The 24254-nt window shown below is 72.7% G+C and carries 23 protein-coding genes and 1 pseudogene; 11 read left to right on the top strand and 13 right to left on the bottom strand.

From position 1 onward, the window contains the following. Positions 1 to 3: 3 nt before the first annotated feature. The 10 genes from KBB57_RS00120 to KBB57_RS00075 form a co-directional block, all read right to left on the bottom strand. Positions 4 to 1215, bottom strand: a complete 1212-nt coding sequence (locus KBB57_RS00120; RefSeq protein WP_290744921.1) for an AAA family ATPase — start codon at positions 1213 to 1215, stop codon at positions 4 to 6. A 5-nt stretch (positions 1216 to 1220) separates the two neighbouring features. Then, complete coding sequence (locus KBB57_RS00115; RefSeq protein WP_290744918.1) at positions 1221 to 1868, bottom strand: CpaD family pilus assembly lipoprotein; 648 nt, start codon at positions 1866 to 1868, stop codon at positions 1221 to 1223. A 409-nt stretch (positions 1869 to 2277) separates the two neighbouring features. After that, positions 2278 to 3651 (bottom strand): type II and III secretion system protein family protein, encoded by a 1374-nt coding sequence (locus KBB57_RS00110; protein WP_290744915.1) that lies wholly within the window; start codon positions 3649 to 3651, stop codon positions 2278 to 2280. A 38-nt stretch (positions 3652 to 3689) separates the two neighbouring features. Continuing rightward, positions 3690 to 4676, bottom strand: coding sequence for a Flp pilus assembly protein CpaB (cpaB, locus tag KBB57_RS00105; protein WP_290744912.1), 987 nt, complete (start codon positions 4674 to 4676; stop codon positions 3690 to 3692). Positions 4677 to 4721: 45 nt separating this feature from the next. After that, the gene (locus tag KBB57_RS00100; RefSeq protein ID WP_290744910.1) at positions 4722 to 4919 is read right to left on the bottom strand and encodes a Flp family type IVb pilin; all 198 of its coding nucleotides are present in this window, start codon (positions 4917 to 4919) and stop codon (positions 4722 to 4724) included. Between the two features lie 318 nt (positions 4920 to 5237). Next, on the bottom strand, positions 5238 to 6035 hold the full coding sequence (locus KBB57_RS00095) for a lytic transglycosylase domain-containing protein (protein WP_290744908.1): 798 nt from the start codon (positions 6033 to 6035) through the stop codon (positions 5238 to 5240). Between the two features lie 110 nt (positions 6036 to 6145). Beyond that, positions 6146 to 7198, bottom strand: coding sequence for a pilus assembly protein TadG-related protein (locus tag KBB57_RS00090; protein ID WP_290744905.1), 1053 nt, complete (start codon positions 7196 to 7198; stop codon positions 6146 to 6148). Next, positions 7195 to 7605 (bottom strand): TadE/TadG family type IV pilus assembly protein, encoded by a 411-nt coding sequence (locus KBB57_RS00085; RefSeq protein ID WP_290744902.1) that lies wholly within the window; start codon positions 7603 to 7605, stop codon positions 7195 to 7197. Before KBB57_RS00085 ends, KBB57_RS00090 begins: the two co-directional genes overlap by 4 nt. 175 nt (positions 7606 to 7780) lie before the next feature. Next, positions 7781 to 8491, bottom strand: coding sequence for a glutathione S-transferase N-terminal domain-containing protein (locus tag KBB57_RS00080; protein WP_290744899.1), 711 nt, complete (start codon positions 8489 to 8491; stop codon positions 7781 to 7783). A gap of 51 nt (positions 8492 to 8542) precedes the next feature. After that, positions 8543 to 9526 carry a hypothetical protein gene (locus KBB57_RS00075; RefSeq protein WP_290744895.1) on the bottom strand — a complete coding sequence of 328 codons (984 nt, stop codon included), beginning with the start codon at positions 9524 to 9526 and terminating at the stop codon, positions 8543 to 8545. 190 nt (positions 9527 to 9716) lie between these two features. Here KBB57_RS00075 and gcvT point away from each other — a divergent pair, with 190 nt between their 5' ends. The 8 genes from gcvT to KBB57_RS00035 all read left to right on the top strand — a co-directional run bounded on the left by gcvT (position 9717) and on the right by KBB57_RS00035 (position 16668). After that, the gene (gcvT, locus tag KBB57_RS00070; protein ID WP_290744893.1) at positions 9717 to 10841 is read left to right on the top strand and encodes a glycine cleavage system aminomethyltransferase GcvT; all 1125 of its coding nucleotides are present in this window, start codon (positions 9717 to 9719) and stop codon (positions 10839 to 10841) included. 11 nt (positions 10842 to 10852) lie between these two features. Then, positions 10853 to 11212, top strand: a complete 360-nt coding sequence (gene gcvH, locus KBB57_RS00065; RefSeq protein WP_290745403.1) for a glycine cleavage system protein GcvH — start codon at positions 10853 to 10855, stop codon at positions 11210 to 11212. Positions 11213 to 11615: 403 nt separating this feature from the next. Then, positions 11616 to 12371, top strand: a complete 756-nt coding sequence (locus KBB57_RS00060) for an alpha/beta hydrolase (protein ID WP_290744891.1) — start codon at positions 11616 to 11618, stop codon at positions 12369 to 12371. A 108-nt stretch (positions 12372 to 12479) separates the two neighbouring features. Beyond that, a complete protein-coding gene (locus tag KBB57_RS00055; RefSeq protein WP_290744889.1) occupies positions 12480 to 13175 on the top strand; it encodes a CoA transferase subunit A in 696 nt (231 codons plus the stop codon). After that, a complete protein-coding gene (locus tag KBB57_RS00050; protein ID WP_290744887.1) occupies positions 13172 to 13462 on the top strand; it encodes a hypothetical protein in 291 nt (96 codons plus the stop codon). Before KBB57_RS00055 ends, KBB57_RS00050 begins: the two co-directional genes overlap by 4 nt. 45 nt (positions 13463 to 13507) lie before the next feature. Beyond that, a complete protein-coding gene (locus KBB57_RS00045) occupies positions 13508 to 14533 on the top strand; it encodes a PAS domain-containing protein (RefSeq protein WP_290744885.1) in 1026 nt (341 codons plus the stop codon). 17 nt (positions 14534 to 14550) lie between these two features. Beyond that, positions 14551 to 15180 (top strand): 3-oxoacid CoA-transferase subunit B, encoded by a 630-nt coding sequence (locus KBB57_RS00040; RefSeq protein ID WP_290744883.1) that lies wholly within the window; start codon positions 14551 to 14553, stop codon positions 15178 to 15180. 129 nt (positions 15181 to 15309) lie between these two features. Then, entirely contained in the window at positions 15310 to 16668 is a 1359-nt protein-coding gene (locus KBB57_RS00035) for a hypothetical protein (RefSeq protein WP_290744881.1), read from the top strand. Between the two features lie 9 nt (positions 16669 to 16677). Here KBB57_RS00035 and KBB57_RS00030 read toward each other — a convergent pair whose 3' ends face one another. Further along, positions 16678 to 18225, bottom strand: coding sequence for a helicase HerA-like domain-containing protein (locus KBB57_RS00030; protein WP_290744880.1), 1548 nt, complete (start codon positions 18223 to 18225; stop codon positions 16678 to 16680). A gap of 387 nt (positions 18226 to 18612) precedes the next feature. Here KBB57_RS00030 and KBB57_RS00025 point away from each other — a divergent pair, with 387 nt between their 5' ends. Continuing rightward, positions 18613 to 19338 carry an invasion associated locus B family protein gene (locus KBB57_RS00025; protein WP_290744878.1) on the top strand — a complete coding sequence of 242 codons (726 nt, stop codon included), beginning with the start codon at positions 18613 to 18615 and terminating at the stop codon, positions 19336 to 19338. 37 nt (positions 19339 to 19375) lie between these two features. On the opposite strand, the gene KBB57_RS00020 is transcribed toward KBB57_RS00025, so the two are convergent. Further along, on the bottom strand, positions 19376 to 20152 hold the full coding sequence (locus KBB57_RS00020; protein WP_290744875.1) for a GH25 family lysozyme: 777 nt from the start codon (positions 20150 to 20152) through the stop codon (positions 19376 to 19378). A 132-nt stretch (positions 20153 to 20284) separates the two neighbouring features. On the opposite strand from KBB57_RS00020, the gene KBB57_RS00015 reads away from it, so the two are divergent. Then, on the top strand, positions 20285 to 21121 hold the full coding sequence (locus tag KBB57_RS00015) for a DMT family transporter (RefSeq protein ID WP_290744873.1): 837 nt from the start codon (positions 20285 to 20287) through the stop codon (positions 21119 to 21121). Between the two features lie 130 nt (positions 21122 to 21251). Here KBB57_RS00015 and KBB57_RS00010 read toward each other — a convergent pair whose 3' ends face one another. After that, positions 21252 to 22661: an aminomethyl transferase family protein gene (locus tag KBB57_RS00010; protein ID WP_290744871.1), complete on the bottom strand. Its 1410-nt coding sequence runs from the start codon at positions 22659 to 22661 to the stop codon at positions 21252 to 21254. A 291-nt stretch (positions 22662 to 22952) separates the two neighbouring features. Here KBB57_RS00010 and KBB57_RS00005 point away from each other — a divergent pair. Beyond that, positions 22953 to 24254, top strand: a pseudogene (locus KBB57_RS00005) (transcription-repair coupling factor); the annotation flags it as partial.

Below are 24254 nucleotides of genomic sequence, written 5' to 3'. Positions count from 1 at the left end.
GCGCTACCGCTTGCCGAGGCGGCGGAAGAAGCCCTGCCTCGGCTCCTCCGGCACGCCGGCCAGCTCGATGCAGAAGCGGTGCAGGTCGGCGACGATGCGGTGCTTCGGCTTGTGGCCGGCGAGCGCCCGGCCCTTGATCCCGGCGGCGGCGAAGGTCTTCGGGTCGTGCGGGAACACGCAGCGCAGCTTGCCGTCGATGCCGGTCTCGAACTCCTTGACGCTGACGTCGGGCTTCGAGGTGGTCTGGTTGGCGACGATCTGGATCTTCATCTGCCGGTTGCGCGCCTGCAGGAGCTTGGTCAGGCGGTTGCAGTCGCGCAGCGCCTGCAGCGTCAGCTCGGCGACGATGACCAGCTCGTCGAAGCGCGAGAAGAGCTGCGGCTCGCGCATGACGAAATGGCGGGGCACGTCGAGGATCGTCATGTCGAAGTTCGCCCGCATGGTGTCGGCGAGCATCAGCACCTTGTCGTCGGTCATGCGGACGGCGTCGTCGAAGTCCTCCTCTGTGGCGAGCACGTGCAGGCTCTTGCCGAACTTCGCCATGGCGTTCTGCAGGAACACCTCGTCGACGCGCTCGGGATCGTCGAAGGCCTCGCGCAGGCCGCGGGTCGGCTCGATGTCGAGGGCGAGCGCGATGTTGCCGGCGTAGAGGTCCATGTCGACGAGCGCGGTGCGGCGCGACAGCTTCTCCGCCATGATCCAGGCGGCGTTGACGGCGAGCGTGGTCACGCCGACGCCGCCGCGCGCGCCGATGAAGCCGACGAGCCGGCCGGCGGGGTTCGCCGCGTCGCCCGGCTGCTCGAGGCGGACCAGCGCCTCGCCGAGCGCGTCGGCGTCGACCGGCTTGACGATGTAGTCGCGGGCGCCGGCGCGGACGATGCGGCGGAAGTGGTTGACGTCGTTGATCGCGCCGAGCGCGATGATCGCGGTGCCGAGGCGCGCGATCTCGGTCAGGCCGGCCTCGACCTCCTCGATCGGCAGGCCCTCGATGTCGAGGATGAGGAAGCGCGGCGGCGGCGCGACGCCGAGGAGCCGCAGCGCCGTCGGCAGGCCGCCCTTGCGGATCGAGCCGGTCGACCAGCCGCGCAGCCGCGCCACCGCCTGCGCGGCCGCGGCGGCGGCGTCGTCGGCGATGTAGGCGCCGAAGGGATCGCGGTCCTGCTCGTCGGTGTCGAAGAGCATTCCGGTCTTGAGCGCGACGACGGGTGCGGCCACGGGCTTCAGTCCCCCGATGAGACGGCTTCGAGCGGCGCGACCGTGACCTCGCCGCGGCGGTAGCGGCCGACCGCCGCGACGTCGGCGACGGCGTCCGAGCCCTGGAGCCGGCGCGGCGCGGTCAGGTCGCGGAGCTGGTCGGCCTGCGCCGCGAGGTTGACCGCGTTGGAGCAGCCCATGCGCGGGATGTCGTCGAGGAACGACGCCGGCTCCTGCGTGCGGCCGAGGCCGGGGCAGGTGACGAGCGCGCGGTCGTAGCGGATCACCTGCATCAGCACGACGTCCGGCCGGTCGGGCGCGCGGGCGAAGCCGAGCGGCGCGACGATGCGCAGCCGCGCCGGGGCGGTGGCGAGCGCGCCGCGGGCGGCGGCGACGCGGCGGGCGTCGAGGACGTCCGAGCCGGTCGAGCCGAAGGTCAGCACCACGTCGTCCTCGGGCCTGAGCAGCAGGCTCCGCAGCAGCGCGTTGGCGTCCTGCGTCTGGCCGGGCAGGAAGGCCGCCGTGCCCGGGCGGAACCAGAGGTCCGTCTGGGCCTGCGCCGCCTCGGAGGTGATCGTCGCCGGGTCCATGGTGCCGATCGGCTGCGCGACGCAGCCGGCGAGGCCGAGCAGGCCGGCGAGGGCCAGCGTCCGCCGCATGTGCCCGGTTCTCATCTGTCCCGGCCTCATGCGGCGCCCGCGGGATTGCTTCGCTGCGCACGGCACGACGCCTGCCTCCCCTGCTGGATCCACGGGGCGCGCGCGCCGAGCGACCGAAGCGGGCTTGCCCGCGAGACCACGGCGCGACAAGCGAAAGCAAGGCTTTCGCCGCGCCGACGGCTGGAGCGCGTTGGCGCGGAAGCCGTGGGGGGCGCCGATTTCACCGAACCACGCAATCCGTCCGTGGTCGCCCCGGCGAGCGCGGTGACGCGCTCGCCCCCCGAGGGGCGATCGCGGACGGATTTGCCGCGGGTCAAATCCGTCTGGCTGCGCCGTCGCGACCTGCTCCCGGCCGGGCTTCCGTTCCACTGTCGTGCAATGGGGCTTTGCTGAAGCATCTGTTCCCGCCTCATCTGTCCCGCCCTCATTTGAAGGTGAACCCGCTGGCGCCGTTCAGCCGGCGCGACCCGAGGCGGGTCTGCGCCTGCGAGGCGGCGTTGGGGTTGCCCTGGAAGCGGCCGAGCACGATGCGCTCGAAGTCGTTCGGGGGCACGTAGCCGTCGACCGGCGTCCTCAGCCGCTTGCCGTTGGTCGGCGAGACGATGACCGGGGTGACGAGGATGACGAGCTCGGTCTGCCCGCGGGTGAAGCCGTTCGAGCGGAAGAGCGCGCCGACGACGGGGACCGAGCCGAGCCCGGGCATCTTGCTCACGTCCTGCGACGAGCGGTTCTGCATCAGCCCGGCGATGGCGAAGGTCTGGCCGCTGCCGAGGTCCACGGTGGTGTCGGCGCGCCGGGTGACGATCGAGGGGATGTCGGTGCCGTTCGAGAAGTCGAGGTCGCTCACCTCGGTGGCGATGGTCAGGCTGATCCGCCCGCCGTCGAGCACGGTGGGGGTGAAGTTCAGCCCGATGCCGTAGTCCTTGAACTCGATGGTGTTGGTCCCGAGGTCCTGCGCGACCGTGTAGGGGAACTCGCCGCCGGCGAGGAAGCTCGCGCTCTCGCCTGAGCGCGCCGTCAGGTTCGGCTCGGCGAGGATCGAGACCAGCCCCTCCTGCGCCAGCGCCTGCAGCACCACGTCGATGTTGAGCTGCCCGACCCGCAGGATCTGCGTCGAGAACCCGCCCGGCGTCGCCGCCTGCCCGCCGCCCGAGAAGCGCACCTGCTCCTGGCCGCCGCCCGAGCTGTAGCTGAGCTCGTTCCACTGGATGCCGAGCTGGCGGTCGACGCGGCGGCTCACCTCGGCGATGCGCACGGCGAGGTTCACCTGCGTCGGCGCGGCGACGGCGAGGCGGTTGACCACCCGCGAGGGCTCGTCGACGAACTGGTTCGCCACCTCGATGATGTTGGCCGCCTGCTCCGGCGAGGCGACGGTGCCGGCGATGACCAGCGACTGGTCGACGCTGGTCGCGGTGACCGACTGGCCGGGCGCGACCCGGGCGATGCCCTTGTTGAGCGCGTCGGTGTTGTGGGTGACGTGGACGGTCGCCGACATCAGCACGTTGTCGAGCTCGTCCACGGCGAAGATCGTGGTCTGCCCGACGCCGACGCCGGTCAGGTACAGCATCCGCGGGCTCTTCACCTCGACGTCGGCGACCTCCGGGTTGGCGACGAAGAGCGACGAGAACTCGGCGTCGACCTTGATGAGCTGGCCCGATCCGACGGTCATCGCGATCTCGCGCTCCTCCTGCGGCTCGATGACCTCGAAGGCCGAGCCCGGGGCGGCGGCGACCATCGGCTGGAGGATCAGCGCCGCGGCGATGGCGGCCGCGAGCCTCGGGTGTTTCCGCGTCGTCATGGTCCCTCCGGATTCTTCCTGCGGGCCGTCTTTTCGTGTCACTCGGCCGGACTCTCCCCGGCGTCGTCGGGCGGGACCTCGGGCGCCGGGCCGGCGGAGGCGACCACCTCCTGGCCGAGCTCGATCGCGCCGGCCTTGGCGCCGCGGACGATCTGGATGCGCAGCGTCCGGTCGGCGAGCGTCGGCGCGGCCCCGCTCTCCTCCGGCGCCTCGCGGCGCAGGAGCGAGGTCACCTCGCTGTCGAGCGTCATCCGCCGCGGGGCTTCCGCCCCCGATTCGCTGGCCGCCTCGGTCGCCGCCTCCGCCTCCTCGCCGCCGTCGTGGACGGAGTTCAGCACCATGGAGAGGTCGCCGAGCGAGGTGGCGAGCGTGATCATCTCCGCCTCGTGCGGCGTCACCTGCAAGGTGGCGGTCCGCGCGATCGGGGGCGCGTCCGCGAGCGCGTCGCCCTTCGGCGCGGACTGGCCGAGCCGCTGGTCGAGCGCGAGGACGCGGATGTTCTCGAGCACGGTCTCGCTGGCGCGGACGTCGCGGCCGGCGTCGATGGTGTCGCCGGCGAGCGAGTAGGTCAGGATGATGTCGACCCGGTCGCCGGGGAGCACGAGGCCCGAGAGCCCCGCCACCTCGCTGATCGGGATCGAGATCGCCCGCTTGCCCTGCGGCAGCACCGCCGCGAGGAAGCCGCGGTCGCCCGGCTGCACCACCGAGGAGCGCGCGATCGGCACGCCCGCGGGCAGCGGCTGAAGCGCCACCGCGCCGAGCAGCGCCGCGTCGCCCTCCGGCCCGGCCGGCGCCATCTCCGGCGTCAGCGCGGCGTCGCCGATCGGCATCCGCCCGAGATGCTCGGGCTTCAGGATCGCGCCGCGGGCGAGGTCGACCTTGGCCACGTAGACCTCGGCCTGCCTCGGCGGCTCGACCACGGCGGCCGCGGCCTCGGCGGGCGCCGGCTCCATCCCGCGATAGAGATAGAGCCCGGCGCCGCCGGCGGCGATCAGGCCCGTGGCAAGGAGGACGACGACTCGCACGTGCGGTCAGCTCCGGAGAACGCGACGATCAGGCGATGCGGACGATCAGTCCGGCAGCGGCACGCCCTCGGCGACGAACTGGTCGTTGATCTCGTCGAAGGTGCCCTGCAGGCGATCGCCCAGCAGGCCGACGCCGGTGATGATGGCGACCGCGATCAGCGCGGCGAGCAGCCCGTACTCGATGGCGGTGGCCCCGTCCTCGTCCTTGCGAAGACGCCTGGCGAACTCGATGAACTTGGTCACATCCCTACTCCTCGTTACACGACTGAACTGCGTGCGACGATCGCACGACGCCACATTACTTGTTTTGTTCCGCAAGTCAACTCATCAATACAGAGAGTTTTCCCGAAACTGTCTCGATAAATAAGCCAAAAGATTTACTGGCGGTTAAAGCCGCGGGCTTCGCCCGGCCAGGACGCGGAATTTCTGCGGCGAGCCGCCGGAAGCCCCGGGGCGCGCCGCGCCCGCGAGGAACCCCGCTCTCGTGAAATCAATGGGTTGCTGAATTTTCACGCGTGAACACGCGCCGCCGGCGGGTCGCGGGGAGCCTTCGCCGGGACCTCAGAGCGGCTCGTTGCGGGCCGAGAGCGTGACCTCGGCGTCGGCGGGGATCGCCTCCGCCTCGACGTTCCGCGCCGTCGGCGTGCGGCCGCGCTCGACGCGGATGCCGGCGACGCGGGCGGCGTTGATGTCGGAAAGCCGCGGGTCGCCGGCGAGGTTGATGACCTTGGGCCGCACGCCGACGCGGGTGCGGCTCTTGCGAGGGATCGCCGGCTCCGCCGCCGCCTCCGGCTCCGCGGCGGCGACGACCAGCGGCGTCCCGGCGACGCCGGCATAGAGCCGGTCGAAGCGGGCGCGGTAGCGCTCCGCGCGCTCCGGGGTGCGCGAGTGATAGGCCCCCGCGGCCCGCGACCAGTCGCCGAGCTCGTGCTGGAGGCTCCTCAGGAACTGCGCCGCGTAGGTGCCGGCGACCTCCTGGTCGAACATCGCCTCGAGCGAGGGGAAGGCGTGGCCGTGCCAGTTGTAGTTGATCTGGAAGCAGCCCACGTCGAAGCTCGGCCGTCCGGCGGCGACGCTGGCGCGGGCGAAGGCCAGCGCCTCGTCGCGGCTGGCGAACCAGTGGCCCTCGCCCTCGCGGTTGATCGCCCAGGGCCAGGGGCGGAGCTGGCCGCCGACCATCCGCCCCGTCTCGGAAAGCGCGATGGCGCGCAGCACGTCGACCGGGACGCCGCCGCGGCGGGCGCCGTCGACGATGGCGCGCTCGCAGAGCGCCGCGCCGCGCTCGTCCGCCTCGGTGGCCTGCGCCGCGCCCGGCAGGACGCTCGCGATCAGGAGGAGAAGGCCTGCCCAACGGCCCATACTGGCGCCTCGTGCCTCAGGTTTCGCCGTGCTCTAGCCGGCCGGCGTTACCGCGAGGTTACGCGAGCGCGACGGCTTTGGGAATCCGTCGCGGAGCGATCACGCGCGGGCTACTTCACCAGCCGCGAGGCCCCGTACTCGACGCCGATCCCGGTCGGGCAGCGCATGACGAAGACGATGTCGTCGTAGTCCTGGTCGGTCCAGCCGAGCCCCGGCGGGCGGTCCTCCCAGCCGAAATACATGAACTTGCCCGGCACGCAGGGCCGGTCGTCGCGGACCGGCTCGCGGTTCTTGCCGTAGGGGACGACGCCGCCCTCGCTGGTCGGCTTGCACGCGCCGAGCGTGTCGCAGCGATAGGTCTCGAGGATCTTCCTGCCGCCGAAGTCGAAGACCTCGCGGCTCTCCTCGATCACCGTGTCGGAGTAGTGGTTGTATTCCTCGCGGTTCGGCGAGGTGCGCAGCTGCGGGTTGTTGCGGGCGTCGCGGATGTTGCGCAGCCGGAAGCTCATCGACTGGCCGTCGGGGCATTCGGGCCAGGTGTACTTGACGGCCGGGGTGATGTTCCGCGCGATCAGCGTCATCTTGGTCCGCCGCGACGATTTCGAGCCGCTGCCGTCGTACTTGTAGCAATAGGCGTAGACCTCGTTGTAGTCGGCCGCCTCCGGCGCGAGGTCGAAGAGCTCGGGCGGCCCGTAGGTCGTGGTGATGGTGCGCGCCGCGATGGCGCTCGCGCCGACGGCGAGGCCGCCCTCGCCGAAGATCGCGGCGAGGAAGCGCGGCGCGGCGTTGCCGCGGTCGGCGTCGCGGCGCGCGACGACGCGGATCGCGTTCACGTCGACGGCCGACGGGGTGAAGACGCGCCCGGCGGGGTCGTAGGAGCCGAAGTCGACGTCCGCCCCGCCGGTGACCGCGCCGAAGCCTTCCGGCACGTTGGCGCGCGCGTAGGCGATCGCGCGGGCGCGCGCCGCCGGCTGGTCGCCGAGGAGCTGCGCGCCGGCGAGCGCCGCGGCGTCGGCGGCCGATTGCAGGCGGTTCTTCACCAGCCGCGTGTGGCTGACGTCGACGGCGAAGGCCCCGACGCCGATCAGCACCGGCAGGAGCAGCGCCACGGCCACGGCGACGGCGCCGCCTTCGTCGCGGAGGAGGTCGCGGAGCTGCCTCACAGCGGCAGCTCCTGCTTCATCGTCACCTCGGTGCGCAGGTCCCATTCCTCGGCGAGGCGGGTGAAGATGCGCATGGGCGTCGCATCGTCCGCGCGCATGACGACGCGCACGGTGATGACGTTGGCCGCGGCGTTCCCCGGAGCGGACTGGCTGACGGTCACGTCCGCCGCCGCCCGGCTCCATTGCGGCAGCCGGGCGCGCACGTCGCCGTCGATCGAGCCGGCGCTGGCGTAGTTCACCGCAAGCTCGCGCGCCGCCTCGCGCGTGGCGGTCTGCATCGAGCTGTAGGTGAAGATCAGCAGGCCGAACTCCATCGCGCCCATGACCAGCAGGATCAGCGCCGGCATCAGGAGCGCCGCCTCGACGCTGACCGCGCCGCGCCGACAGGTCAAAATCCTCTGGAGCATCGCAGGACCCCGCATGACGATGCCGGGCACCCTGCAACACGAAACGAGAACGCGCGGTTAATGCGCGGGATTTTCGCGTGTTTTCAACAAATTGGCGCGGGCGGGCCCGACGCCGGGCCGCTGGCGCGGGCGCGAGGCGGGACGGCGCCGCTGGTCGAGCCGGAGCTGGGCGGGCTCAGCCCGGCGGCCGCTTCCCGAACAGCGCCTTCAACGCCTCCTTGTCGCCGGCGAGGTTCGCCCGCAGTTCCGCGGCGAGCGCGCGGCCCGCCTGCACCGCCGGCCGCGCGCCGACCCGCTCCAGCCAGGCCTTCATGTTCGGGAAGGCGTCGAGGTCCTGCTCCTGCCGCTCCCACAGGCTCGCCCAGGGCCAGATCGCCATGTCGGCGATCGAGTATTCCCCCGCCACGAAGTCCCGCCCGGCGAGCCGGCGGTCGAGCACGCCGTAGAGCCGGGCCACCTCGTTGCGGTAGCGATCCTTGGCGTAGGGCAGGTCCTGCGGCGGCTCCATTTTCGGCGCGTAGGTCAGGAAATGGTGCGCCTGCCCGGCCATGGGCCCGACGCCCCCCACCTGCCAGAACAGCCACTCCTCGACGGCCACCCGCTCCCGCGCGTCCCGCCCGTGGAAGCGGCCGGTCTTGCGGGCGAGGTATTGCAGGATCGCCCCGGATTCGAAGACCGAGATCGGCTGGCCGTCCGGCCCCTCCGGGTCGACGATCGCCGGCATCCGGTTGTTGGGGGAGATCGCGAGGAATTCCGGCCGGAATTGCTCGCCCTTGCCGATGTTCACCAGCCGCGTCTCGAACGGCAGCGCCATCTCGTGGAGCGCGATGGCGATCTTCCAGCCGTTCGGCGTCGGCCAGTAATGAAGCTCGATCGGTGCGGGCATGCCGGTCTCCTTGCAGGACCGGAGGATACTGGCGCGACCGCGCCGCCGGGATCAAGCGCGCCCGAGGCCGAACCCGTGCGGGACCCCCGCCGGCCGCCGGGCGAACCGGCTCCAGCGCGGCTCCTGCGTCGCGAAGGCGAGCGCGGCGCGCAGCGAGCCCACGTCCCAGCCCGGCCGCCGGCGCAGGATCGCCTGGTAGACCTCGAACGCCCCCGGCCGCGTGTAGAAGCTCCAGTGGCAGAGCCGCGCCTCGGCCTGGCGCAGCGCGACGCCCTGGGCGTTGATCCAGTCGGTGACGTCGGCGCGGTCGAGCTGGAGGTCGAGCCAGCAGGGCGGCGGCGTCCGCAGCCCGAGCCCGAGCGCCCGCTCGCCCCAGCCGCGGCGCGGCGCGAAGGTCTCGAAGGCGAGGTCGTAGGCGTCGTTCGCCCGCGCCGTGACGTTGTAGACCGCCGGCTTGCGCGGGGCGCGGCAGGCGTCGAGCGCCTCGCGGGCCCGCGCGTCGAACTCGGCCGCGCCGAGGAGGACCATGCGGCCCGGGGCGACCTCGACATGCGGCAGCGCCGCCAGCGCCACGCGGGCGCCGAGGGAATGCGCCAGCACGTCGACGTTGCGGCCGGGGGCGAGCAGGGCGATGCGGCGCAGCAGCGCGGCGAGGTGGAGCCCGGTCTCGCCGGCGCGGTCGTAGACGCGGGCGAAGCCGGAGCGGCGGGTGGCGAGGAGGCTGGCGAGGAGCGGCTCGACCGCGTTCCAGGCGAAGCCGACGCAGAGCCCGCCGGAAGCGTCGTCGGGATCGAAGCCGAGGCCCGCGGGCCAGCTCGGCACCTTCCACGACGCTTCCGCGGGCCGGGCGGCGTAGAGGCTGCGGTGCGGGTCGTCGGCGGGGCGGTCGGGGCTGAACTTGTAGCCGTGGACGAGGACGACGATGGGCGCGCGGGGCGCGAGGGCGGCGAGCGCCGGCGCGAGCGCGGCGTCGAGCGGATCGCCGTCCGCCGCCGCCAGCCCGTCCTGCCTCGCCGTGACCCCGATGATGGCCATGACCCTGCCCGATACCGACTCCGCGCCTCGTTCTAGGGGATTGTCGTTAATCGCCCGTGGCGCCAGCGTGACTGCCGAGTGACGGGAAAACGCCGGCGTGCGGCCGGGCGTTCCCTGCGGGGGGCGCGCTCGCCGGCTTGTGAGGGCGCCGGGCGGCGCCTATGCTCGGCCCCGTTGCGGAGGGGAGCCGATGCCAGAACTCAGGACCACGCCGCTTCACGGGCTGCACCTGTCGCTCGGGGCGAGGATGGCGGCCTTCGCCGGCTACGACATGCCGATCAACTACCCCGCCGGCGTGCTGAAGGAGCACCTGCACACCCGCGCCGCGGCGGGGCTCTTCGATGTCAGCCACATGGGGCAGATCGCGGTCCGGCCGCGATCGGGGCGGATCGCCGACGCGGCGGCGGCGCTGGAGGCGCTCGTGCCGGTCGACGTCGTCGGGCTGGCGCCGGGGCGGCAGCGGTATGCGGTCTTCACCGACGAGGCGGGGGGGATCCTCGATGACCTGATGGTCGCCAATCGGGGGGATCACCTGCTCCTCGTCGTCAACGCCGCGTGCAAGGACGCGGACCTCGCGCATCTGCAGGCGGGGCTGGGCGGGAGCTGCGAGGTGGAGCCGCTCGACCGGGCGCTGGTCGCGCTGCAGGGGCCGAAGGCGGAGGCGCTGCTGGGCCGGCTGAACCCGGACGTGGCCGGGATGCGGTTCATGGACGTGCGCGACATCGACTTCCGGGGGATGCCGGGGATCGTCTCGCGTTCCGGGTACACGGGGGAGGACGGGTTCGAGATCTCGCTCGCCCCCGAGCACGCCGCGGACGTGGTCGCGCCGCTGCTGAAGAGCCCGGACGTGCTGCCGGTCGGGCTCGGCGCGCGCGACTCGCTGCGGCTGGAGGCGGGGCTCTGCCTGTATGGGCACGACATCGACCGGACCACCACCCCGGTCGAGGCGGCGCTGGAATGGGCGATCCAGCCGGTGCGCCGGGCCGGTGGCGCGCGGGCCGGCGGGTTTCCGGGGGCGGAGGTGGTGCTGCGGCAGATGGCGGAGGGGGCGGAGCGGCGGCGGGTGATGCTGCTGCCGGAGGGCCGCGCGCCGATGCGGGAGGGGGTAGCCCTCCACGCGGCGGAGGACGGGCCGGAGGTGGGGCGGATCACGTCGGGCGGGTTCGGGCCGAGCCTCGACGCGCCGGTGGCCATGGGCTACGTGCCGGCCGGCTCGGCGGCGCCGGGGACGGCGCTGTTCGGGCTGTTGCGCGGCCGGATGCAGCCTGTAAAGGTGGCCCGCGGCCCGCTGGTCAGGCCGGGCTACAAGCGCTGAGGACGCCGATGCTGAGATACACCGAGGAGCACGAGTGGCTGCGGCTCGACGGCGACGAGGTGACCGTCGGCATCACCGAGCACGCCGCCGAGCAGCTCGGCGACATCGTGTTCGTCGAGCTGCCCTCGGAGGGGGTGACGGTGGCGAAGGGCGACGAGATCGTGACGATCGAGAGCGTCAAGGCGGCCTCGGACATCGCCGCGCCGCTCGACGGGGTGATCACCGAGGTGAACTCGGCGATCGTGGAGAACCCCGGCAAGGTCAACGAGGATCCGATGGAGGACGGCTGGTTCTTCAAGATGACGCTGAACGATCCGTCCGAGCTCGACGACCTGATGGACGAGGCGGCCTACCGCGAATACATCGCCTGACCCGCGCCGGCGGCGGGGAGCGGGGCGGCCCCGGCAAAGCCGGGGGGCACATGCGCGCCGGGGAGACGCGCATGTGCTGGCACGGGTCATATTGTTGAAATATCTCAATATTCCCTAAACTCTGGTTTAACGGAACCTTGCCGTCGCAGCCCCTTTTGACGGCCGCGCCGGACGGGCGAGTCACGATCGGCTCGGGCAAGATCATCGTCATCGGCCTTCCGGCATCTGCGGCAACGCGGGCGCCGATTTCCCCTCGCGGGGCCAGACCGGCTTTGCGGACAACCTCGCCTTCCTCAACAACTGCGTCGCCTACCTCGCCGCCCCGGGGTGACGGCCGCCCGGCCGGCGCTGCGCCAAGAACGCGGCGCTGGCCTGAGGGGCGCGGGGCTGGTAACCCGTCGGCATGGAGACCGCCTTCCTCGACCTGCCCGACGGGCGCCGCATCGCCCATGCCCGCACCGAGGGGATCGAGCCGGGGGTGGTCTTCCTCGGCGGGTTCCGTTCCGACATGACGGGGACGAAGGCGCTGTTCCTCGAGGCCTGGGCGCGCGAGCGCGGGCGCGCCTTCCTGCGGTTCGACTACACCGGCCACGGCGCCTCCTCGGGCGACTTCGAGCAGGCCGCGATCGGCGACTGGGCCCGCGACGCCGCGGATGCGGTGAGCCGGCTCACCCGCGGTCCGCAGGTGCTGGTCGGCTCGTCGATGGGCGGCTGGATCGCGCTCCTCCTCGCGCTGCGCCTGCCGGCGCGGGTCGCCGCCATCGTGGGCGTCGCCGCCGCGCCGGACTTCACCGAGGATTCGATGTGGGCAGGCTTCGACGCCGCGCAGCGCGACCGTCTGCTGCGCGAGGGCCGGGTCGAGACGCCGTCCGAGTATTCCGACGATCCTTACGTCATCACGCGGCGGCTGATCGAGGACGGCCGCGACAATCTCGTGCTGCGCGCGCCGCTGGCGCTGCCGTTTCCGCTGCGTCTGCTGCACGGCACCGCCGACCTCGACGTGGACGTCTCGGTGGCGCTCCGGCTCCTCGACCATGCCGAGGGCGAGGACGTCCGCCTCACCCTCGTCCGCGACGCGGACCACCGGTTCAGCGCGCCGGAGAACCTCGCGCTGATCGCCGCGACGGTCGAGGACGTCCTGCCCGCGCCGCACGGCTGAGCGCGCGCGCGGACATGGGCCGGAGGCGGGCTGGAGACGGGCCGTCGGCGCTTGACAGCGGTTGGCGCATCCCGGATGCAGACAGCCGCAGGCGCGAGGGAGGACGGGATGAAGAAGGTCTATTCGGACGCGGGCGCGGCGCTCGACGGGCTCCTGTTCGACGGGATGCTGATCGCCGCGGGCGGGTTCGGGTTGTGCGGCATTCCCGAGAATCTGATCGCCGCGATCCGCGACGCCGGCACCAAGGACATCACCGTCGCGTCGAACAATTGCGGCGTGGACGACTTCGGCCTCGGGATCCTGCTGAAGACGCGGCAGATCAGGAAGATGATCTCGTCCTACGTCGGCGAGAACGCCGAGTTCATGCGGCAGTACCTCTCGGGCGAGCTCGAGCTCGAGTTCAATCCGCAGGGCACGCTCGCCGAGCGGATGCGGGCGGGGGGCTGCGGCATCCCGGGCTTCTACACGAAGACCGGCGTGGGCACGGTGATCGCCGAGGGCAAGGATCACAAGGAGTTCGACGGCGAGACCTATATCCTCGAGCGGGGGATCGTCGCGGACCTGTCGATCGTGAAGGCCTGGAAGGCCGACGACACCGGCAACCTCGTGTTCCGCAAGACCGCGCGCAACTTCAACCCGCCGGCGGCGATGTGCGGCCGCGTCTGCGTCGCCGAGGTCGAGGAGATCGTCGAGCGCGGCGCGCTCGACCCCGACTGCATCCACCTGCCGGGCATCTACGTCCACCGGCTGGTGCAGGGGACGTTCGAGAAGCGGATCGAGCAGCGGACCACGAGGGCGGCATGAAGCGGGGCGGCAAGTCGGCCGAGGAGGCCGCCATGGACGAGTTCCGGGCCGGGCGGCTCATGATCGCCCAGAACGCCGCCGCGGTGAGCGACGCGATCCTCGACGCCGCCGTGGCGAAGCTCGACCGGCTGTTCGGGGCGGGCTACGCCAAGGCGAACCCGGCGCTGGTCGGGGCCTATCTCGAGGCGACGACGCGGACGTTCCAGGAGGACATGGCGACGATCGCCGAGTACGACGACGACTTCGGTCTGGAGCTGCCGCCGCCGGATCTGGACCGGCGGCGCTAGACGGAAGGGGCGCCGGGGCGGCCCGGGCCTGCACAGGGGGCGGATTTGCAGACCGAACTGGCGGCGAAGCTCGGGATGCCGGAGGGCGCGGCCCTCGGCATCCTGGCGCGTGCGCCGCTCTCGATGATCCTGACCGACCCGCGGCTGCCGGACAATCCGATTGTCTACGTCAACCGGGCCTTCGAGAAGACCACGGGCTATCCGCCCTCGGCGGCGATCGGCCGCAACTGCCGGTTCCTGCAGGGCGAAGGCACCGATCCGCGCAGCGTGGCGCGGCTGCGCGAGGCGGTGGCGGAGGGGCGGGAGATCTCGCTCGACATCCTGAACTATCGCGCCGACGGCGCGCCGTTCTGGAACCGGCTGGTCATCGCGCCGCTTCTCGACCCCCAGGGCAAGGTGCAGTATTTCGCCGGCATACAGCAGGTGCTGGGCGAGCCTCTGGAGGAGACCGCGGGCGAGCAGGTCGACCGGGCGGTGCGCGAGGTGCAGCACCGGGTGAAGAACCACCTGTCGCTGATCGTCAGCATGATCCGCATGCAGGCGCGCGGCGCCGAGGACGATTCCGCGCTGGAGATGCTGGCGCATCGGGTGGAGAGCCTGAAGCTCCTCTATGACGAGCTGACCTATCGCGGCGGCGAGAACCGCGACGCGGTGGCGCTCGGGCCCTATCTCGGGCGGGTGGCGGCGGCGATCGCGGCGCTCGACGACCGGCCGGAGGTGTCGGTCGAGGTGGGGTTCGACAGCTTCGCCGCGCCGATGGAGGTCGCGGTGAACCTCGGGCTCGTGCTCTCCGAGCTCGTCACCAACGCGCTGCGGCACGCCTTCGCGGGGCGGGGCGGCGTGGTCCGGGTCGGCGTGCGCGAGGGGGCCGACGGCGGCGTCGTGGTCGTGGTGGCGGACGACGGCGGCGGGATGCCGGCCGGCGCGGCGCTGCCCGCGGGCGGCGGGCTCGGCGGGCGCATCGTGGCGGCGCTGGTCCGGTCCCTCGACGCGACGCTGGAGGTCGAGAGCGGCCCCGGCGGCTCGACATTCACCATTGCTGTGCCGCGCGCGCGGCGCTTCCCGATCTGACCCCGAGGAGGACGACAATGCCCTGGGACCGCAACCAGATGGCCGCCCGCGCCGCGAAGGAGCTCGAGGACGGCATGTACGTGAACCTCGGCATCGGCATTCCGACGCTGGTGGCGAACTACATCCCCGAGGGCGTCGACGTGACGTTGCAGTCGGAGAACGGGATGCTCGGCATCGGGCCGTTCCCGACCGACGACGAGGTGGACGCCGACCTGATCAACGCCGGCAAGCAGACGGTGACGGAGCTGGCGCGGACGAGCTACTTCGACAGCAGCCAGAGCTTCGGGATGATCCGCGGCGGCAAGATCGCCATGGCGATCCTCGGGGCGATGGAGGTCTCGGAGAAGGGCGACCTCGCCAACTGGATGATCCCGGGCAAGCTCGTGAAGGGCATGGGCGGGGCCATGGACCTGGTTGCGGGCGTGAAGCGGGTGGTGGTGGTGATGGACCACACCTCCAAGCACGGCGAGAGCAAGCTCCTGAAGGAATGCACGCTGCCGCTGACCGGCAAGGGCGTGGTGGACCGCATCATCACCAATCTCGGCGTCTTCGACGTGGTCGAGGGCGGTTTGCGGCTGGTCGAGGTCGCGGACGGGGTGACCGAGGCGGAGGCGCGGGCCGCGACCGAGGCGAAGATCGTCAACTGAGCGACCGGCGCCGGTCCAGCTTCTTTCGCGACAAGCGGCTACACCCTCGGGCGTGTGCATGCTATCGTCGGGATCGAGCAGATCCTGGCGAAACGTCGGCGCGACGACCGGCGGGCGGTGGAGCGAACCATGCGAGACGATGGTCGGACGGCGGGCGGCTGGGAAGACGCGCCCGCGGCGCTGCACATCGAATCCCCGGCGCTGGAGGCGCGGTTGCGCGAGGCCCGCGCGCAGCGCGCCGCCGCGCTGGCGCGGAAGCCGCCGCCGCGGTTCGCCTCGGGGCTCGCGGCGCGGCTCGGGCGGGCGCGGCCGGGGCTCGGGGTCGGGGCGGAGCGGGGCGACGCCGACCTGCCGCCGCGGCTCGCGGCGGTCGGTTCCGAGGATGCCGCCAACGCCTTCGACACCTATCCGGCGACGCCGCTGCGCCGCGAGGCGCGGAGCCGGCCCGCTGCGCGGCGCAGGGGCTCGGTCCTGCTCGCGGCCGGGCTGGCCTTCGCCGCGGGGGCGGCGCTGACCTGGCTCGCGGGGCCGTTCTTCCGGTCCGATGTTCCTGCCGTCGTCGTGCTCCCGGAGGGGGACGCGACGGCCGAGGCGCCGGCTGCGGCGACGTCGGAACCGGCGGCTTCGTCGCAGGCGGTCGTGGCCTCGCCGGTCGAGGCCCCGGAGTCCGGCCCCGGGACGGTCGTCATCCCGGTCGTGCCGGCGGTCGATGCGTTGGCGCGTGCGGAAGCCCCGGGAGCGGAGGGCGTCGCGCCCATGCCCGTGGAGGATCGACCTGCCGTGGAAGCGAAGCCCGAGCAAGGATTTGCGCCGGCCAGCGGCGCCGCCGCGCCGGTTGGCGGGGCCATGCCGGAGGCGGCGCCGGAGGGCGCGGCCATCCTGGACGCCGCCGCGCCCGAGGACGCCGCCGCCCTGGAGGCGGCTGCGCCAGAGAGCGTCGCCGCGCCGGAGACCGATGTCGTGCGGGAGGCCGCGCCGGCGGCGCCGGCCGGCGCCGCGACCTTGCGGGCGGCTGCGCCGCTGCCGCGGCCGCAGGGGCTCGCGGCGCGGACGGAGGGTGCGCTGCAGGCCCCCGGGACGGCGCGGGACGCGACGGTTGCGCCCGTGTCCGTCGCGGCGCCGGGGGGCGCGGCGCTTCCCGCGCCGGACGCCTCGGCGGCGTTGCCGCTCTTCTCCGGCGCCGGGCAGCCGCCGGCGGCGTTCGAGGATGCGCCGCGGGCCGATCCCGGGATAGCGGTCTGGCTCCCCGAGCAGCCGACGGCGCGGCCGGCGGCGAAGAGCCGGCGCCGGGGAGCGGCGCCCGCGCCGGAGCCGGTCGTGCAGCCGCAGAAGCCGGACAACATCTTCTCCGCGGCCCGGCGAGACTTCGCGAGCGGCTTCCGCCGCCTCGATTCCGGCTTCTCCGCCGCCGCGCGGCGCGTGGAGCGCGGCATCGGCTCGGTGCTGCCCGGACCCTCGGAGCGCCCGGCGGCGCAGCCGGAGGAGTAGACGCCCGCCTCAGCGGGCGCGGAAGAGGCCGCCGAGGATGCCGCGGACCATCGCCTGGCCTTGACGGGTGCCGAGCTGCTTGACCACCGTCTTGGTGATCGTCTCGGCGAGGCCCGGGTCGGCGCGGGTCGACCGGCGCGCGGGCTCGGCCGGCGGCTGGTAGCGGCGGGCCCGGGCGAACTCCTTCTCGGCCGCCTCGCGCGCCGCGGCGTCGGCCAGCATCATCTCCGCCAGCGCGGCCTCGCCGGCCGCCTTGTCGGCGCGGGCCGCCAGCAGCTCGCGCGCCGACTCGCGGTCGACGGGCGTGTCGTAGACGCCGGCGACCGGCGACGTGCGCAGGCTCTCGGCCCGCTCCGCGTCGGTGATCGGCCCCATGCGTGAGCAGGGCGGCCGGATCAGCGCGCGGCTGACCATCGAGGGCACGCCCTTCGCCTCGAGGAGCGAGATCACCGCTTCGCCGGTGCCGACCTCGCGGATCGCGGTCTCGGTGTCGAACGCGGGGTTGGGCCGGAAGGTCTCCGCCGCCTGCTTCAGCGCCTTGGCGTCGCGCGGCGTGAAGGCGCGGAGCGCGTGCTGGATGCGGTTGCCGAGCTGGCCGAGCACCACGCCGGGGACGTCGTCGGGGTTCTGGGTGATGAAGTAGACGCCCACGCCCTTGGAGCGGATCAGCCGCACCACCTGCGCCACCTTGTCGACAAGCGCCTTGGGGGCTCCGTCGAAGAGGAGATGCGCCTCGTCGAAGAAGAACGCCATGACGGGCTTCTCCGGGTCGCCCACCTCGGGCAGCTCCTCGAAGAGCTCGGAGAGCAGCCAGAGCAGGAACATCGCGTAAAGCCGCGGCGCCTGGATCAGCCGGTCGGCCATCAGCACGTTGACCCGGCCGCGACCGGTCGCATCGACCGCGATCATGTCGGAGAGCTTCAGGGCCGGCTCGCCGAGGAACTTCGCCGCGCCCTGGTTCTCCAGCACGAGGAGCGCGCGCTGGATCGAGCCGACGGTGGCGGGCGCGACGTTGCCGTAGGTCTTGCCCACCTCCTTGGCGTTGTCGGCGAGCCAGACCAGCATGGCCTGCAAATCGGCGAGGTCGAGTAGCGCGAGGCCCTGCTCGTCGGCGATGCGGAAGGCGACGTTGAGGACGCCCTCCTGGGCCTCGGAGAGCTCGAGCATCCGCGCCAGCATCAGCGGGCCCATCTCGGCGACGGTGGCGCGGACCGGGTGGCCCTTCTCGCCGAAGAGGTCCCAGAAGACGCAAGGGAAGCCCTCGTAGGCGTAGGGCTGGAAGCCGATCTGCCGCGCGCGCGCCTCCAGCGCCTCATGCGCCTTGCCGGCCGGGTCGCCGGGGCGGGAGAGGCCGGAGACGTCGCCCTTCACGTCGGCGACGAAGACCGGCACGCCCGCGGCGGAGAGGCCCTCCACGAGAATTTGCAGCGTCACGGTCTTGCCGGTGCCGGTCGCGCCGGCGACGAGCCCGTGGCGGTTGCCGTAGCGCAGCAGCAGCTCGCGGGCCTCGGCGTAGCCCTCTCCCGCGCCGCCCACGAAGATCGTGCCTTCCGCCATCTGTCCTCCGGTCAGTCGAAGTCACGGTTTGTTCGAACCGGTTATTAACTAATGTCCGCTAGAGTGCAATCACGTCCCGCGGCTTGGTCGGTCCGGGGCGGGCGACTTCCTCCCTGTTGGACTGGCCGCGGAGCTTGCTCCGCGGCCCCTTTTTTCTATTCACGATTGTATCATCACAACTTGTCCGCTGCGCTTGACGCTGTTTCTCATCTGGCGTAACTTCCCGTCCACGGCTCGGCCAGTCCGACAGGGAAAATCGCACAAGCGAGGAAAAGGGCGCTCCTTGTGGGCGTCCTTTTCACTTCTCCGCGCCCCGCCGGCGACGTTGACAGGCCGGGCCAAGAGTGGCAAGCGCCCTCGCGTCGATCGAGGAAACCCGAGCAGATCATGACCTCCTTGCGCATTCTACTCATGACGGCCGCCGCCGTCGGCTTCGCGGCCGCCGCTCCGGTCCTCGCCCAGGACGCCGCCGCGCCCGCGACGGCCCCGGCGGCTCCCGCCGGCGCCGCGGCGCCGGCCGAGGCTGCCCCCGCGGCCGCGCCGGCCGCGCAGCCCGCCGTCCCGGCGACGGCCCCCGCTGCCGCTCCTGCGCCTGCGCCCGCCGCGCCGGCGCAGCCGCAGATCCAGGTGACCAAGCAGGGCGACTGGGAGATCGGCTGCGTCGCCGGCACCACCAATTGCGAGATGCAGCAGGTGGCGCTCGACCCGACGAAGAACCCGGTCGTGCTGGCGCGGGTCATCAAGCTCCCGGCCGGCGCCGACGCCCAGGCGCTGATGATCTTCAACACCCCGCTCGGCACGCTGCTGCATTCCGGGCTGAGCTTCCAGATCGACAACGCGCAGGCGGCGGTGCTGCCGTTCGAGTGGTGCGTGCAGGAGGGCTGCGTCGTGCGCCTCGGCCTGCGCGAGCCCGACGTGGCGGCGATGAAGCGGGGAAACGCGATCAAGCTGATCGTGACCTCGATCGCCAGCCCGCAGACGCCGGTCGTGCTGAACCTGTCGCTGGCCGGGTTCACCGCCGGATTCGATTCGCTCGCCGTGCCGCCGGCGCCTCCGGCTCCCGCTGCTCCGGCGGCGCCCGCGGTTCCGGCTCCGGCTCCCGCGAACCAGTAGGGACGGCGACGGGACGCCGCCCCGGGGCGGGCGGCGTCTAGAGCGTGTGGCGCGCCAGCCAGGCGCGCCATTCGGACTGGCCGCCCGCGAAGGCGTTGAGGTCGGCCTGGCCGGCGATGCCGGGGACCTGTCCGGTGCCGGTGTATTGCCAGAAGCCCCAAGGCTGGCCCGGGTAGACCTCGGACGGGTGCCCCGCGACCGAGCGCAGCCAGAAGGTCACGCCCTGCAGCCGGCCGAGGTCGTTCTCGCGGTAGAAGTCGGGCGGCACGTAGACCACCGGGCGCTGGCCGTAGTGGCTGGCGAGGATGTCGAGGAAGGTCGTCATCTCGGCGCGGACGATCGCCGGCGCCGGGCGGTAGGGGCAGGTCTTCGACTTGTGGTTCCATTCGACGTCGAGGACGGGCGGCAGGGCGCCGCGCTCGCGGGGGACGTTGCGGATGAACCAGGCCGCCTGGTCCTCGGCGGAGGAGCAGAAGTAGTAGAAGTGATAGGCCCCGCGCGGCATCCCGGCCGCGCCGGCGGCGCGCCAGTTCTCGGCGAAGCGGTCGTCCATGTGGTCGTCGCCCTCGGTCGCCTTGATGAAGGCGAAGGAGGCGCCGGAGGCGCGGACCTGCGGCCAGTCGATCGTGCCCTGCCACTTCGAGACGTCGACGCCGTGGACGGGGTAGTTCCACGGCGTGCGTGCGGTCCATTCGTGGGGGTCGTAGTCGAGGAAGCGCGGGGCGGAGGTCGCGACGGACCTCGACGCCTGGGGCGAGGGCGAGCCGCACGCGACGAGCGCGGCGGCGCATGCCAAAAGAGCGAGGGCGCGCAATGGAGTCTCCTGTTCCGCCTCGAGCCCGCCTGTTCCGGCGGTTATCCGCGCAAGCTAGCGCAAGACGAGGGCCCGGTCAGCCGTTTTCTCGCGCCGCTGGCGCCGGCGCGCGCGCCGTCCTAGGGAAGGGCGATGAGCCCGACCGTGTTCCTCGCCGTGCTGCTCGGGGCCGCGCTCCACGCGAGCTGGAACGCCGTGGTGAAGGGCGGGCCGGACAAGCTCCTGACGACGGTGCTGCTCGCGGCGGTGTCGGGGCTGATCGGGGCGGCGGCGCTGCCGTTCCTGCCGGCGCCCTCGGCCGCGGCGGCGCCCTATCTGCTCGCCTCGGCGGTGGTGCAGGTCGTCTACTTCGCGCTGGTCGCCGGGGCCTACAAGGCGACGGACATGAGCCGGGCCTATCCGCTGATGCGTGGGCTCGCGCCGGCGCTGGTGGCGGTGTTCGCGGCGACGGTCCTCGGCGAGCATCTGGGGGCGCTCGCCTGGGTGGGGGTGGCGCTGATCTCGTCGGGGGTCTTTGCGATGACCTTCGCCTATGGCGGGCGCTCGTCGCGGCTGGGGACGGGGCTCGCGCTGGCGAACGCCGGGGTGATCGCCTGCTACACCCTGATCGACGGGGCGGGGGTGCGGGTCTCGGGGTCGGCGGTCGCCTATGCGATGTGGCTGTTCCTCCTCAACGCGATTCCGCTGGTCGGCTGGGCGCTCGTGGCGCGGCGGCGCGCGTTCCTCGCCTATGCGGAGCGGCACTGGCGGCTGGGGGTCGCCGGCGGGGTGGGGAACCTCGGGTCCTACGGACTGGCGCTCTGGGCGATGACCCACGCGCCGGTCGCGGTGGTGGCGGCGCTGCGGGAGACCTCGATCCTCTTCGGGATGGCGATCGCCGCGCTGGCCCTGCACGAGCGGGTAGGGCCGGCGCGGCTCGCCGCCGCAGGGCTGATCGTGGCGGGCGCGGCGAGCCTTCGGCTGGCGTGATCGCTGCGGGCGTTCACGCGTGAAAATAGGATAAGGCATTGATTTCACGTGATTGCGGCTTAACGAGAGGTTAAAGTCGCCGACGTGGCCGGCCGACCCGTGGCGCGGGTCGACCGGAGTGCGCGGCGGGTCAGGCCGGCTGGGGCTGGCGGGTGCGCCAGCTGTCGGCGTAGTTCTCGCGGGCCTCGCGGGCATAGGGGGTGGGGGCGACGCGGACGCGGATCCCGGCCTGGCGGTGGCGCTCGGTCGAGGTCTTGCCGGTCCCGCCGTCGGGCTCGCCCCAGACGAGCGTCAGCACGTCGCCGACGGCCACGTCGGCGTCGACCACGCCGAGCGAGAGCATGCAGCGCTCGTTGTAGCTGTAGCCGTTGAACATCGACAGGCCGGCGACCCGGTCGCCCTGCATCACCCGGTCGAAGCTCGACGAGGCATAGTTCGGCTGCGGGAAGTCGATCCACTTGAAGGGGTCGGCGTCGCGCTGGAAGGCGGAGGCGATCACCTTGACCACGTCCTCGCCGTTCCACTCGAAGGTGACCTTCTTGCGCCGGGGCTTGTCCTTCATCGCCTCGAGCGCCGGGCGACCGACGAAGTCGTGGTCGAACTTCACGTAGATGCCGTAGCCGAGCTCGTAGGGCGAGGTGTAGTAGTCGCGGATGTCGTCGGAGGCGAAGCTGCCGCCGATCGCGCCGTTCGCCTCGTAGCTGTCGGCCTTGAGCCACTGGCGGTAGGGGGCGAGCTCGGGCGCGGTGTAGATCGCCGGCAGCGGCGAGGGGATCCAGCCCGATTCGAGCGTGTTGGTGGAATAGGCGCGCGAGCCGACCTGGCGGAGGTCGACGCCGGCGGCGGCGGCGGCGCGCAGGACGGCGTCGCGCACCGCGTCCTTCTCGGCGTAGGGGCCCCAGATCTCGAGGCCGGGCGCGCCGGCCATGCCGTGGCGGAGCGCCCGGACCCGGCGGTCGCCGACGTTGATCCAGCCGGTGTGGAAGAAGGCGATCTCCGGGACGGGGCCGCCGTTGATCCGCTCGAGGATGGCGTTCGCCTGCGGGCCCTGGATCTGGAAGCGGTAGTGGATGCGGTCGACCTTCTGCCCGTCGGGGCGCGAGGGCGAGCGGGGGTCGCGGGCGACGCGGACGTCGTGCCTGCCGAGGGCGGCGTTCCACTGGACCCAGTTCGCCGTCGGCGCGCGGCCGACCAGCACGAAGCGGTCCTCCTCCTCGCGGAAGGCGATCATGTCGCCGATGACGTAGCCCTCGGGGCCGACGGCGACGAAGTGCTTCGCCCGGTCGGGGCCGAAATTGGCGAAGCTGTTGATGGCGAGACCCTGCAGGAAGCCGGCGGCGTCGCGGCCCTCGACGACGATCTCGTCCATGTGGTGGGACTGGTCGAAGAGCACGGCGCTCTCGCGCCAGGCCCGTTGCTCGTCGCGCCAGTTGGAGAACTCGGAGGCGACGACAGGGTATACATACATGCCGATCCTCGAGTTGCGCAGCCGCGGGACGATGCCGCCGTCGCGCCGGATGATGTCCTCGAGACTGTCCATGGCGGTCGATTCCTCCGGGTTCTGGTTGGTTTTTTGTATACATGAACCCGGGGCGCGCGGGCGTCAATCGGCGGCGCGGAGGGGGCAGCCGCGCCGGGAGCAGACCCGCGGGGCCATCGGGTGATCGCCCTGAGCCCCCCGCCTTGTCGATGGGCGAGGGGAGCAAGGAGGCAGGGGCCGTTCGGGGGGCTGCGGCGGCGGGAGGCGGCCGACGGGCTCGCGGGCGGCCGCCGCGGGCGCGCCGCCCCTCGGCGCTTGCGGGCGGGCGGGGGCTGCGCTACGTCGCGCGCCATGGCCGGGGTCGCAGCCATTCGGCCCGGAAAGCTTCTCGTCGGCGGCTGTCCCGAGGGCTTCGACGGGCGTCATCTCGCAAGGACCATCGGCCGCGCCGGCGGCCCGGTGATCCATGTCGCGCGCGACGACGCGCGGCTCGCCGCGGCGCGCGCGGCGCTGCGGTTCTTCGCGCCGGAGCTGCCGGCGCTGACCTTCCCGGCCTGGGACTGCCTGCCCTACGACCGGATGTCGCCGAACCCGGACGTGGCGGCGCGGCGGATGGCGACGCTCGCCACGCTCGCCGGCGGCTTCGACCGGCCGGCGGCGGTGCTGACCACCGTGGGCGCGCTCACCCAGCGGACGCCGCGGCCGGAGACCGTGGCGGAGGCGGCGTTCACCGCGACGGTCGGGCATCGGCTCGACATGGCGGCGCTGCGCGCCTACCTGGCGCGGATGGGCTTTCATCAGGCCCCGACGGTGACCGAGCCGGGCGAGTTCGCGGTGCGGGGCGGCATCGTCGACCTCTATCCGCCGGGGACGGGGGGGCCGGTGCGGCTCGACCTCTTCGGCGACGTGCTGGAGAGCGCGCGGCGCTTCGATCCCGAGACGCAGCGGACGACGGCGAGCCTCAAGCGGGTGGAGCTGGCGCCGGTCTCCGAGGTGGTGCTGGACGAGGCCTCGATCCAGCGCTTCCGCACGCGCTATCGCGCGATGTTCGGGGCGGCGGGGAACGACGATCCGCTCTACGAGGCGGTGAGCGCCGGGCGCAAGCACCAGGGCTACGAGCACTGGCTGCCGTTCTTCCATGACGGGCTCGGGACGCTGCTCGACTACCTGCCCGGCGCGCCGGTGATGCTCGACGAGGCGTTCGACGCGGCGCATTCGGCGCGCTGGGCGGCGCTTGGCGAGCAGTATCAGGCGCGCATGGCCGCGCTGTCGGCGAAATCGAAGCTCGGGGCGGTCTACAAGCCCGTGCCGCCGGGAGAGCTCTACCTCGACCCCGAGGCGCTGGAGGCGGCGCTGGCGGGGCGGTCGGTGCAGCGGCTCGCCACGTTGCCGCAGCCGCTGGGGCCGGGGGTGATCGACGCGGGCGGGCGGCTCGGGCGCGACTTCGCGCCGGAGCGGCAGCAGGAGGGGGTGAGCCTCTTCGACGCGCTGGCCGCCCATGTGAAGGCGCGGCGGCGGGCGGGGGACGTGGTGATCGCCGCCTATTCGCCAGGCTCGCGCGAGCGGCTGGCCGGGCTCCTCGCCGACAGCGGCGTCGAGGGCGCGACGGAGATCGCGCGGGCGGGCGAGCTGAAGGGCGGGGGCGGGCAGGGC

Origin of the sequence: Amaricoccus sp., from assembly GCF_017993425.1 — a bacterium.
GTDB lineage: Bacteria > Pseudomonadota > Alphaproteobacteria > Rhodobacterales > Rhodobacteraceae > Amaricoccus.
Note: the sequence above shows the minus strand (reverse complement) of the source record. Positions and strands in the feature narration are given on the sequence as shown.